This window comes from Ekhidna sp. ABH4_415 (assembly GCF_056161305.1).
In genome coordinates, this window is the sequence record NZ_JBSWYW010000001.1 from 222,627 (window position 1) to 234,508 (window position 11,882).

Consider the following 11,882-nt stretch of genomic DNA (forward strand, 5'->3'; position numbering starts at 1 on the left):
TATGAGGAACATGTAAGTAGTTGGCATTTATGTATTCTCTTATTATTTGTTAAAATATTTTTGGTTATAACTTCGCTGGCGTGCGACTTCTCATATTTATTTATTTAATCGGGAGCATCTCATCAATTGAAGCTCAAGAATACTCAGCGAGAAGTTCTCTGAAACACCTAATAGATTCACTAGAAAGGGAGAGTAACTATCAGTTTTTATATAAAGCTGAATGGATCGAGGATGCCACCTATTCAATTATTCAGGAAGGTGATTTGGTCGAATTGATAAACCATGTGTGTCAACAAAATGGTCTTAAAGCTATTTTTCGAGAGAAATTCATTATTCTGATTCCTGAAAACAAGTACCAATATATTGACACTGAAGAACTCCAAAGTCAATTAGAGGAAGATATAATAGTTATTGACTCCTTTCCAAATATAGATTCACAGGCGAAGGTTACTTTTACGGTAAAAGATGGTAAAGACGGTTCACTACTAACTGGAGTTCAGATATTTATTGATGAATTAGGTATTGGTGAAGTGTCTGACATAAATGGAAAAGCTGATTTCCGCATTAGTCCCGGTCTGTATACTGTTTCAATGAAATATGTAGGGTATGCTGAGGCATCACAGGTAATCCTCGTCAAATCCAGCGGAACTTCCACACTTGAAATGTTCGAATCCTTAACACAGTTGGAGGAGGTGACTGTTAGCGCAAATAGAGTTGAAGATAATATTGAAGGTTCCAAAATGGGGACAAATACTATTTCTCTGGAAGTAGTAAAGAGATTACCTGCAATCTATGGTGAAGTTGATGTGGTTAAAAGTGTAACGCTTTTGCCGGGCGTTTCAACCGGAGGTGAAGGCACGCAAGGATTCAATGTCAGAGGTTCGGATAACGATCAAAATCTTTTATTGCTTGATGGAGCCACTATCTATAACGCGTCTCATTTATTTGGTTTTTTTTCAAATATTAACTCAAATGTAGTTGGAGGTGCTACACTTTATAAAAGTGGAATTCCTGCATCTTTTGGAGGAAGGTCTTCATCTGTTCTTGACATCAGTTTAAAAGAGCCATCTTTTGATCAGTTTAAGGCTAACCTTGGTTTGGGCCTGGTTTCTAGTAAGGCTTCACTGGAAGCACCAATTGTTAAGGGTAAGAGTAGTATTATGCTTGCGGCAAGGGTTTCATACTTGTCGTGGATATTGAAGAGGCAAAAGAATCTTCAGGTAAGAAAAAGTGATGGAGCTTTCAATGACCTAAACATAAAATGGTCAAGCAGAATTGGTTCATCAGATAAAGTTTCCATTACTGCTTACAGAAGTTACGATGAGTTTAAGTTCGATTCAGATACCTTATACAATTGGACATCCAGAGCTGCGGTATTGAACTGGGATCACTTTTTTAAAGGTGATTTTTCAACAAGAGTTAGTGCATTCGTTTCAGATTACACGTTTAAAATAGAGGGTCAGGATCCATCCTTACTGTATCAGTTACAAACAGGCATTCAAGATCACACGATTGAAACCAAACTTTATTGGGAGCCATCCAGGCGGGCTAAGCTTACCAGTGGATTTAGTTTTTCTAATCAGGCCATTAACCCAGGTAGCTTTGATTTTCGTGCTGATCCCCTTTCTGAAATAGAAGTACCACAGAAGGAGAGATTAAGAATTCAGTCTGCTTATTCTAACATGGAACAAGGCTTCTTTAATAACCGAGTATCAACAGAATATGGATTGAGGGTCAACTACTATCAATACCTAGGACCAAGAACAGTGAATGAATACGTTTTAGGCGCTCCAAGAGATATTGATACTCAATCAGGAATAGTATCTTATGAGAAGGGTGATGTGATTTCAAGTGAATTGAATGTTGAGCCAAGGTTATCCATTGGGTATAAAATAAACGAGTTCAACAGTGTAAAAATGAGCTTTAATCGAATGCATCAATACATTCATTCAATATCTAATACAAGCTCCATTACCCCAATTGAAATCTGGAAAGCGAGTGATGGTTTTTATGATCCTTTGCGAAATGATCAAACCTCCGTTGGTTTCTTCAGAAATTCAAAAGATAATGTTTATGAAATGTCCCTGGAACTGTATTATCGTAAACTTCATAATTTGATTGATTATAAAAATGCAACAAGAGTATTTCTAAATCCAAACCCTGAACAAGCCATTTTAAATGGGAACGGCAGGGGCTATGGAGTTGAAATCATGCTGAAGAAAACCCGGGGTAGATTGGTAGGATGGATGAATTATTCTTATTCAAGAGCAGAGAAAAAGTTCATGAGTCAGTTTGAAACTGAAACAATAAATCAAGGAAAATATTTTCCTTCAGAAAATGACAGGCCACATAAAATCGTTCTAGCCGGCAATTATCAGCTGGATAAAAGGTTACAGCTAGGGGTTAATTTCACCTACAATTCAGGTATTCCTTTTACCGGACCGGATGTGAAGTATATTTCGAACGGTGTTTTATTAACACATTTTTCTGAGAGAAATAATTATCGAATACCAGATTATCACAGGCTGGACTTGTCATTGACTTTAGAGGAGTCAAATAAAAAAGACAAAAAACTTAAAGGAAGCTGGGTATTGTCATTTTATAATGTTTATGCTCGTAAAAATCCATATTCCGTTTTTATTGGGGATCGGTCTACCAGCTCACCAGCGGCGTATAAACTCGCAATTCTTGGTAGAATGTTTCCTGCACTGTCTTATAACCTTCGATTTAACTGATGATAAGAATACTTATATTTTTCATTTTAATAGCTGTAGGCTGTCAGGAGCAGGTGGAATTAGACTTTCAGTCTGGAGATGAATATTTGGTAATCGATGGATTTATAACTACTGATTTTGGACCGCATACCATTTCAATTTCTAAGTCAGAGCCCTTCACAAATGACGAGATTGTATCATTTAGAAAAGTTCAGGGTGCAACTGTCATGATCATCGATGATCTTGGTATTGAAACGTTTTTACAAGAGAATTCCCCTGGAAACTACCAAACACCATCATCGTTTCGTGGGATTGTTGGCAGATCTTATTCACTTACCTTATCAGTAGATGGCGATACGTATCAATCATCCAATCAACCGATTCCCGAACCATCTTTATTAGACAGTCTTTTTTTTATTCAAACTGTCAGGGAAACGATCAATGATGATGGAGTGGTCCTTGAGAGCCCAGCTGTTCAGTTTGTGGCTGACATCAGTTACTCAACAGTAATGAGTTATTCAGCAATCACATGGGAAAGTACCTTTAAATATGAGACCTCCCTGGGACAAACTCCCTACGATTGTTACGTCGATGAGATAAATGGTGGGTTCTCAAAAATTCTATCTAATGAAAATATTTCAATAGATAATGAACAAGGAGTTCTGGTTGGCGAATTACTCTTTGATGTACGATTTAAGTCGGCATACTCGCTCAATGCAATTATTTATAGTTTCAGCGATGAGGCATATGAATACTTTTTCAAGGTAAATCAGCAACGTTCCTCCAAGGGTTCCGTATTTGATCCTCAACCATTTCAGATATACGGGAATGTCAGGAATATCAGTAATCCTGAGGAAATTGTTTTGGGATATTTTGGTGCATTTAGTATAGATGAGCGGAGAGTGTTTGTTTACCCTCCGGATATTGATGCGCCTCAACCCTTCGATATTTGCAGTCGTGTAGGTGGTCCGGGATTTCCACCAAAATATTGTTATGATTGTGCGCAGTTTCCCGGTGCTCGTACTATTAAACCATCATATTGGAAAGATCAATGAGGCTCAGTTTATCGTTCCTTTTGATAATTTCTATTCAGATTTGTCAAGGACAAAATGGATATTTAATACATACTGATCAATCATATTACTTCGCAGGTGAGACGATTAGGTTGAGTGTTTTAAGTGAAAATATCCATCACGAAGAGGCATTAAGTACAACAATTTGTCTTAATGGAGAATTAACCAGATCAAATAATTTTTTACTTGCTGATGGTATTGGGAATGCGCAACTAGAAATACCAGATAGCACTATTTCTGGTATTTATGTATTGACCGTATCCTCTGGTGAGGAAATCATACAAAGCATCCCGGTGCTCATTAACGGGAGGTTGGACAATGACCCCTCAATGATTAGAACCTCTGACAGTGAAAGTTCCAAAAGTATGCTGGATGTTATAGCAGAGGACAGTATGACAACTGCCGGCATGAATAGCATTACCCTTGCAGCCCCAAAAGAAAAAGGTCAGATAAACTTTACGGTTTTTGTAACTAAAAGGAGGCCGAAAATCCACAGAGGAGGGTCTCATGCACAAAATGTTAATCGTAAAATTAAAGTCAATGGCTATTTGAGTGATGAGGATGATAACACGCTCATTAATCATTCTTTTATGATGGTCGTACCTTCAATGAACGAGTTTTATTCTGCTCAGACTGACGAAAACGGAAAATTTGAGCTTTTAATAGAGACGAATAAGAAGAGCTTTTATAGCATTTTTCTTTCCTTCTCCGCTCAAATTCATAATAGGGTTTCGGTTTCGATAATAAAGGATCAATGTTTAGAGAAAGAAGAGTTTTTAGGGTGGGAAACAACATCAGCTAAGCATGAACTTCAAAATATGGTCATCAATGATGCTTTTGATTCATATTCATTATTTGAAAAGGATGATGAAGAACGAATCACTTACTCAGGTGATTATGATAGGGTAATAAATCCACATGATTATGATGACGTAAAGTCAATGTTTCAAGTATTTAATGATATTGTGCCAAAGGTTCATGTCAGAGGTAACACATTTAGTATGTATGCTCTTGAAAGCACCACTAAATTAAAAGTGCCTCCATTGTTTTTTGTAAATGGAATCCCAACCTATGATTATGACTACATTTTAAATATAGATCCAGCTGACGTTGAAACCATAGGAGTGATCGCATCCTTTAAAAAGTTGAGAAATTATTTTCAGGCGGGTAATGGAGGGATTATTGAAATTAATACTACTGATTCAAAAGAAATTGTACCGCCTTCGTCTAGTAACATAGTTAAGCTGGCAGGATTTGATTCTGAAGTCAAGAATTTTAGCATTAATAGCAATCAAGTTTCATTCTCTTCTTTGCTAACATGGGTTTCCCGGTTACAATTGAAGCCTACAGAATCGGTAACCCTTAATATTCCAACATCACACGAGTCAGGAGAATACCATTTAATAATCACTGGAGTTTCATCCAAAGAAGGCCTTTTTTACCAATCGCACAATTTAGCTGTCATTCAAGACACAAAAGATCAATGATTTTTGAAAGATATTTCTCATCGGTCTCGTCAAAATCATTTAGCTGATCACTATCCACATCCAACACTCCGATGGTTTTTCCATCTTTTTTGAGTGGAATAACAATTTCCGATTTAGAAGCGGATGCACAGGCAATGTGTCCGGGAAATTCATCTACGTTTGGAACAATCAAAGTTTGGTCTCTTTGCCAGCTGGAGCCACATACACCTTTTCCTTTCTTGATTCGGGTACAAGCGACAGGCCCCTGAAATGGGCCGAGAACTAATTCATCATCGGAATCAACCAGGTAAAAACCAACCCAGAAGAAGTTCATTCCTTCTTTCAAAGCAGCTGCTATATTGGAAAGGTTGGCAATAAGATTTTTTTCTCCATACAATAATCCATTGATCTGAGGGATCAACGCTTCATATCTTTCTTCTTTTGTTCCTTCTTTGATGAGTGTTAAATCCTCAGCCATGGGTGTTTTGATAAATAGTTAAACGATCTGCAAAAATAGCCTCTTCACTGACTACTTCACCATTGACTTCAGGAGCCGCAATTCCTGATCCAAAAGATTCTTCAGAAGTGAATACCCTTGCCTCATCCCAACAGTTTTCGTTGATGAAAGAGTTCAATACCTGAGCACCACCTTCAATGATTACGGACTGAATCCTTTTTTCATGGAGTTTTCTGAGTACACTCCAGGGATTATTCATATCAGTTTTGATCCATTCAATCGCACCTGATTTTTCTTCTTTGATTGAATTAAGAATTAACGTTGGCGCTTCATTCTTAAATAAGTTGGCACTCTTGGGAACCTCCAAATTACTGTCTAATAAAATCCTAATTGGGTTTTTTCCACTCCACTCTCTTGCCGTCAAGGTGGGGTTGTCATGAATCGCCGTGTTTTTCCCAACCAGAATTGCATCTTCCTCAGTTCGCCATTTGTGTACGAACTGCCGTGAGAATGAATTACTGATCCACTTGGAATCATAATTTTTCCTTGCCACAAACCCATCCGATGTTTGCGCCCACTTCAAAATAACGTAAGGTCGTTCCTTTTGAACCGAAGTGAAGAATCGTTTATTCAATTCAATCGCTTCTTTCTCTAGAATTCCCAATTCAACATCTAAGCCAGCTTTCTGCAGTTTTTCAATACCTTTTCCATCCACCTGATCAAAAGGATCACGACAAGCAACTACAACACGTTTGATCTTTTTCTCTATCAGTAAATCCGCACACGGAGGTGTTTTTCCATGATGGGCACAAGGTTCCAGCGTGACATATGCCGTGCATTCGGGGAAGACTGAGTGATCTTTTACTGAATGAATGGCATTGACTTCAGCATGAGCTTCTCCATATTTCTTGTGATAGCCTTCACCGATGATTTTACCTTGATGTACAATGACGCAACCTACCATTGGGTTGGGAGAAACACTTCCTCTGCCTAACTCGGCAAGTTCGAGTGCTCGTTGCATATATCGGCTATCATTCACTGAGTGTGTAATTTCGCTTTTGAATGAAGAATGTGAAGCAAATCTGGCAAGAAACAGCGAAACAGCTGGAAAAAGTTTATGATCGACGGGAAGCAGAGAATATCTCCTACCTTTTGCTGGAGGATGCATTTGGCCTTTCGAAGACCGCTATTCTTTTTGAAGAAGAGAAAGAAATTGACTCAGATCAACTGGGTAATTACATTCAAAGACTACTTCAGCATGAGCCAATCCAGTATGTCACAGGAATAGCAGATTTCTATGGTAGAAAATTTCATATTGCTCCCGGTGCATTGATACCAAGGCCTGAGACTGAGGAGTTAGTCAGTTTAATCATCAAAGAAAACAAGGTTGAAAATCCCAGGATCCTGGATGTCGGGGTAGGTTCGGGATGTATTGCAATTACGCTGGCACTAGAACTTAATGCTAGTGTTTTTGGGACGGATGTTTCGAAAGAAGCCATTGTAATTGCAGAGAAGAATGCTCGAGAACTAAATGCTAATGTGAGGTTCTATCATTCCAATATATTAAAAGAGAACTTGCCTGAGTCTGAACTGGATATTTTGGTGAGCAACCCGCCTTATATTCCTCACATGGAGTTTGATAAGATGGCTAAAAACGTGACTGATTATGAACCGGAGTTGGCTTTGTTCGTTCCTGATGATGACCCCCTAATTTTTTATAAACGCATCGTTGAAGAAGGCTTGAATTCGTTAAAGAATGGTGGAAATCTCTACTTTGAAATTCATGAGGATTTTGGTGAAGAAGTGAAAGCATACCTTCAAAATACTGGGTATTCAAATGTGGTGATCCATCAGGATATGCAAGGGAAAGAGAGGATGGTGAGTGCTACTATGGTTGGGTAACTTTTTTGAAGTCCTGAAAGTAGCCAATTAGATTCTTGAAGTAAAGAAGCTCGAATACGATAAAAGCGATCCATGTATACTCCCAAACAGGATCATAATCGCCAAGGTAGCTTATAATTCCAGCAAACATAATAAGGGCACCTAACACCCAGGTGATAACAGAGCTATGCTGCTTTTCTCTTTTTATTACCTTTTTGAGCAGATTATTTGATTCTTGATTTAAGTGAATTGAAGAGTCATTCAATGAATGATAATGTCTATACAAGAACCAAGTAAAATGATATCGAGTAGTGTTGAGCATGAAGGTTATTAAGATAGCGATAAACAAGCCTGCACCATTCCATTTCATTCTATGAAATAAATCGAATTGACTGTTTACTAAAATGAAATTCGCAAAAAGAATTAAAGCTCCGATAAAAACCCAAAGAACAGGGTAAAGGAATCTATTCTCAAAATCTTTCCACTTTGTTTTTTTCTTGACATCCCCAGCCCAATTGTAGGACTCAATGATATTCTTTCGTTGTTGAACCAGATCGCTCATGGAATAAAAATATCAATCTAATCGAAAATTCACAAGAACTGTTATTGTGCTCTCAACATTGGAGCCATCTTTGTTGCCAGGCACCCAGCCTGGTCCTTCTTCAATCAACCGAATAGCTTCTTCATCACATCCATATCCCAGGCTTTTCTCGATTTTGATATTGATAATTTCACCTGAAGCACTAATGGTCAATTTTAGAATTACCTTCCCTTCAATCTCATTTTCTTGTGCTGCATCAGGATATATTAATTCTTCTTTCAAGTACTGCTGATATAGGCTGTCACCAATTGATGGTTTGGGTGGGACATTCATTTGATTATTCATTTCAAAAGCACCACCACTTCTTGCAGCAGATCGAGCAATAGCCTTGTCAGCTTCAGCTTTCTTAGCCACTTTCTTTTTCGCAGAAAAGGCTTGCGCAGGTACAGCTACCTCTTCCATTACAATCATTTCATCTGTAGTTGGTTCAATCACCACTTCTTCCCTAGCTTCTACATCAGCAAGTTGGATAACTTCTCTTTTTCCTTCAAGCTGGTCATTGTTTTTAATATTCTCTGATTGCGATAGTGCTAATTCTGTATCAGCGTTGATTTCGGACTCTTCTATAGGTAATGCAATCCCATTTTCAGCCAGATTGCTCTCAACTACATCTTCATCCTTATCCTTTACTTTTAATCCATCCGAGTCAAAATCAGTTTTGACTTCATTGGTCACTTCTGCAATAGTTTCTTGTTCAATGTAAGCTTCCAGTGAACCCGAATCCATTGGTAATGCGTCTTCTGATGCAAGCTGAGATTGTTCAACATCGCTAAACAGGTAGAAAACAGCTATCGTGCCGACAATAAGCATGGCTATCATTGCAGCAATTCGCAACCAAACAGGACCACCTTTTTTCTTTCTTAATACACGACTTTTAAGAGACTTGATGTCTTCAATAACTACTCTAGGATCGTTGACAGATAAACCTTCAAGCGCTTCCTGAGCAAAAGGATCATCCAAAGCTTCACGCTCAAAAGCATGTGCTTCTTCCGGATTCATCTGACCTTTCAGATACCGTTCAAACTGCTCGCTATGGTTTTTATCGTTTGACATTCTTGCTTTCCAAACACATTTTTAAGTTACGTTTTCCATTCTGGATGTGACTTTTTACTTTTTTAAGCTTAAGTCCTGTTTCTTCATTCACCTGCTGGTAGCTTTTCTTTTCAAGGAAAAAGAGTTTTACACATCGACGTTGCTCTGCTTTTAATTCTTCGATGCAAGCTTCCAGAGCTTCCAAATCTCTCTCGAGTACTACCTTTTCTTCATTGAGATGCATTTCCTCACCAGATTCCATAAAAACTTCTGTATGAATTTCCGGATTGTTTTTACGGAGCGTCATTAGACAATGATTCTTGCTCACCATGTACAGCCAGCTTTTAAAGTGTGCAACCTCGGTGGAGAGCAACTTTTCACTTATTTGCTCATAAATTGACATTACTTCATCTTGTGCATCATCTCGATTCTTTAGATACTTCAGGCAAAGGCCATAGACCAGGTGCATATATTTATTAAACAGCTCACCCAGTACTTCCTGGTTGCCAGTGTTGCGATAAAACCGAAGTTGTAATTCGTCTGTGGGCGATATGTCTCCCCTTTTTGTCATTACGGAAGAAAAATATTTGCTGACTTTTTTAGTGCATTATGGTAAATATCTCTCCCTTTGGTCGAGATGACAAGTATAGTTTGCCCTCTCTGTCATTTCGAGCGCAGCGAGAAATCTTTACTTATTGAAACCAATGCAAACATCTCTCATAGTTGTTCTAGACAGTTGAGGGTAGGCTCAGAAAAAAATCAAACTTTTTTATGGAATCTAATTAATGCTTGCATCCCAATGTCAAATCAAATGAAAAATGACATGAAATTTCTAGTAATGATCTTATCAATAATACTGGCACTCAATGTTAATGCCAGGTATGTAAACGGAACCGTGTATGATGAAAGCGGGCAGACACTCTCTGGAGTAAATGTGATTATCAAGGGCACAAGCACAGGCACCACAACTGACTTAAATGGCTTTTACTCGATTGAGGTGGAAAGCGAAAAGTCTGTTCTCGTGTTTTCGTTCCTCGGTTATGAAACCAAAGAGATAAAAGTTGGCAGGAGCAAAGTGCTGGACGTAATACTTGAAGTGGCGAAGCTAGAGCTGCAGGAGGTGGTAGTGGCTGAAGATGCGGTGAGCAGGCCCATGATACAGCGAAGCAAGCTGGCAAAAGGTGCAGGTAACATGTCGATGAGTTACGCTCCGGCTTATTACAATCAGGGACAATACCACAATACCGAAGAATACGCCACTATCCATGAAAATGGATTCAGAAAAGTTTTGGATAATGCTTTATCTACTTTCTCCATTGATGTAGACGCAGCTTCCTACAGTAACATGCGTAGGTTTATCAATAATGGCCAGCTGCCACCTAAAGATGCAGTACGAATAGAAGAAATGGTCAACTATTTCAACTACGATTATCAGAATCCAACGGGAAAAGATCCATTCTCAATAAATACAGAAGTGGCAAGAGCACCGTGGAATGAGCAGCATTTAATTGCGCAGATCGGATTGCAGGGCAAGAAGATTGAGTTAGAAAATCTACCTGCATCAAACATTGTTTTCTTGCTAGATGTATCGGGTTCGATGAGCGCACCGAATAAACTTCCACTGTTGAAGTCTGCTTTCAAACTGTTGGTAAATGAGCTACGTCCGCAGGATAAAGTTTCAATAGTAGTTTATGCCGGAGCAGCAGGGGTAGTCCTTGAACCAACCGATGGGAATGACAAAAAGAAGATCATGGAAGCACTGGATCAACTGCAAGCCGGAGGCTCTACTGCAGGAGGAGCCGGGATCAATCTGGCATACAAGCTTGCAAAAGAGCAATTTGTAGAAGGTGGAAATAACCGGGTAGTCTTGGCAACTGATGGGGACTTTAATGTTGGGGCGAGCAGCAATGCTTCAATGGAGCGATTGATCGAAGAAAAAAGAATAGACGGAATATTCCTGACTGTCCTTGGATTTGGAATGGGCAACTATAAAGATTCCAAAATGGAAATTCTGGCAGATAAAGGCAATGGCAACTATGCTTATATCGATACCATGAAAGAGGCAAAAAAGGTACTGGTGAATGAGTTTGGTGGCACCATGTTTACCATAGCCAAGGACGTAAAAATCCAGGTAGAATTTAACCCTGCTGTTGTGCAGGCGTACAGATTGATCGGATATGAAAACCGATTGCTAAATGACGAAGATTTTAATGACGATAAAAAGGATGCGGGCGAGCTGGGAAGTGGACATACCGTGACGGCACTTTATGAAATCATTCCTGTTGGAGTAGAAAGCGAATTTGTGAAAGACATTGATCCTTTGAAATATCAATCCAATAATCAGAAGTTGACTAGCTCAACAGATGAATTGCTAACTGTGAAATTTCGATATAAGGAGCCTGATGGAACGAAGAGTAAACTGATTACCAAAGTGGTTGAAAACGAAATTAGAAAGTCCAGCAATAATCTGGACTGGTCCATGGCGGTAGCAGGTTTTGGGATGCTGTTGAGAGATTCAGAGTATAAAAATGATTTGACTTATAACGATGTAATAAGTTTAGCTAAATCATCCAGAGGCAAAGATGAGTTTGGCTATCGTGCAGAGTTAATTGAGTTGGTGGATTTGGCGAAAAGCATGAGTCCACAATAGCATGTCAT

10 protein-coding genes are annotated in these 11,882 nt (G+C 38.8%); 5 read left to right on the plus strand and 5 right to left on the minus strand.

What is annotated here, in order from left to right; genetic code table 11:
- Nucleotides 1-80: 80 nt before the first annotated feature.
- The 3 genes from ACXAH9_RS00990 to ACXAH9_RS01000 are packed head-to-tail and all read left to right on the plus strand — an operon-like array spanning nt 81 to nt 5,274.
- Entirely contained in the window at nt 81-2,735 is a 2,655-nt protein-coding gene (locus tag ACXAH9_RS00990) for a TonB-dependent receptor (RefSeq protein WP_474893023.1), read from the plus strand.
- Entirely contained in the window at nt 2,735-3,769 is a 1,035-nt protein-coding gene (locus ACXAH9_RS00995; RefSeq protein WP_474893024.1) for a DUF4249 domain-containing protein, read from the plus strand. The genes ACXAH9_RS00990 and ACXAH9_RS00995 overlap by 1 nt, the downstream gene beginning before the upstream one ends.
- A complete protein-coding gene (locus ACXAH9_RS01000; protein WP_474893025.1) occupies nt 3,766-5,274 on the plus strand; it encodes a hypothetical protein in 1,509 nt (502 codons plus the stop codon). The genes ACXAH9_RS00995 and ACXAH9_RS01000 overlap by 4 nt, the downstream gene beginning before the upstream one ends.
- Here the strand turns inward: ACXAH9_RS01000 and ACXAH9_RS01005 are convergent.
- Nucleotides 5,249-5,731 (minus strand): GAF domain-containing protein, encoded by a 483-nt coding sequence (locus tag ACXAH9_RS01005; RefSeq protein ID WP_474893026.1) that lies wholly within the window; start codon nt 5,729-5,731, stop codon nt 5,249-5,251. The genes ACXAH9_RS01000 and ACXAH9_RS01005 overlap by 26 nt on opposite strands.
- The gene (gene ribD / locus ACXAH9_RS01010; protein WP_474893027.1) at nt 5,724-6,749 is read right to left on the minus strand and encodes a bifunctional diaminohydroxyphosphoribosylaminopyrimidine deaminase/5-amino-6-(5-phosphoribosylamino)uracil reductase RibD; all 1,026 of its coding nucleotides are present in this window, start codon (nt 6,747-6,749) and stop codon (nt 5,724-5,726) included. Before ribD ends, ACXAH9_RS01005 begins: the two co-directional genes overlap by 8 nt.
- Nucleotides 6,750-6,772: 23 nt before the next feature.
- Between ribD and prmC the strand changes: the two genes are divergently transcribed.
- The gene (gene prmC, locus ACXAH9_RS01015; protein WP_474893028.1) at nt 6,773-7,612 is read left to right on the plus strand and encodes a peptide chain release factor N(5)-glutamine methyltransferase; all 840 of its coding nucleotides are present in this window, start codon (nt 6,773-6,775) and stop codon (nt 7,610-7,612) included.
- On the opposite strand, the gene ACXAH9_RS01020 is transcribed toward prmC, so the two are convergent.
- From ACXAH9_RS01020 to ACXAH9_RS01030, 3 genes are read right to left on the minus strand one after another with little or no spacing between them, the layout of a single operon-like run.
- Entirely contained in the window at nt 7,599-8,153 is a 555-nt protein-coding gene (locus tag ACXAH9_RS01020) for a hypothetical protein (RefSeq protein WP_474893029.1), read from the minus strand. The two genes, prmC and ACXAH9_RS01020, sit on opposite strands and share 14 nt — an antisense overlap.
- Before the next feature lie 12 nt (nt 8,154-8,165).
- Entirely contained in the window at nt 8,166-9,245 is a 1,080-nt protein-coding gene (locus tag ACXAH9_RS01025; RefSeq protein ID WP_474893030.1) for an energy transducer TonB, read from the minus strand.
- Nucleotides 9,232-9,795 carry an RNA polymerase sigma factor gene (locus ACXAH9_RS01030; RefSeq protein WP_474893031.1) on the minus strand — a complete coding sequence of 188 codons (564 nt, stop codon included), beginning with the start codon at nt 9,793-9,795 and terminating at the stop codon, nt 9,232-9,234. Before ACXAH9_RS01030 ends, ACXAH9_RS01025 begins: the two co-directional genes overlap by 14 nt.
- A gap of 252 nt (nt 9,796-10,047) precedes the next feature.
- On the opposite strand from ACXAH9_RS01030, the gene ACXAH9_RS01035 reads away from it, so the two are divergent.
- Nucleotides 10,048-11,874 carry a vWA domain-containing protein gene (locus ACXAH9_RS01035; protein ID WP_474893032.1) on the plus strand — a complete coding sequence of 609 codons (1,827 nt, stop codon included), beginning with the start codon at nt 10,048-10,050 and terminating at the stop codon, nt 11,872-11,874.
- Nucleotides 11,875-11,882 lie beyond the last annotated feature (8 nt).

Excerpts from the sequence above, each read along its gene's own strand:
- ACXAH9_RS01005 (WP_474893026.1), bottom strand. The coding sequence starts at position 5,731 with ATGGCTGAGGATTTAACACTCATCAAAGAAGGAACAAAAGAAGAAAGA.
- ACXAH9_RS01035 (WP_474893032.1), top strand. The coding sequence starts at position 10,048 with ATGAAATTTCTAGTAATGATCTTATCAATAATACTGGCACTCAATGTT.
- ACXAH9_RS01025 (WP_474893030.1), bottom strand. The coding sequence starts at position 9,245 with ATGTCAAACGATAAAAACCATAGCGAGCAGTTTGAACGGTATCTGAAA.
- ACXAH9_RS01000 (WP_474893025.1), top strand. The coding sequence starts at position 3,766 with ATGAGGCTCAGTTTATCGTTCCTTTTGATAATTTCTATTCAGATTTGT.
- prmC (WP_474893028.1), top strand. The coding sequence starts at position 6,773 with ATGAAGAATGTGAAGCAAATCTGGCAAGAAACAGCGAAACAGCTGGAA.
- ACXAH9_RS00995 (WP_474893024.1), top strand. The coding sequence starts at position 2,735 with ATGATAAGAATACTTATATTTTTCATTTTAATAGCTGTAGGCTGTCAG.
- ACXAH9_RS01020 (WP_474893029.1), bottom strand. The coding sequence starts at position 8,153 with ATGAGCGATCTGGTTCAACAACGAAAGAATATCATTGAGTCCTACAAT.
- ACXAH9_RS01030 (WP_474893031.1), bottom strand. The coding sequence starts at position 9,795 with ATGACAAAAAGGGGAGACATATCGCCCACAGACGAATTACAACTTCGG.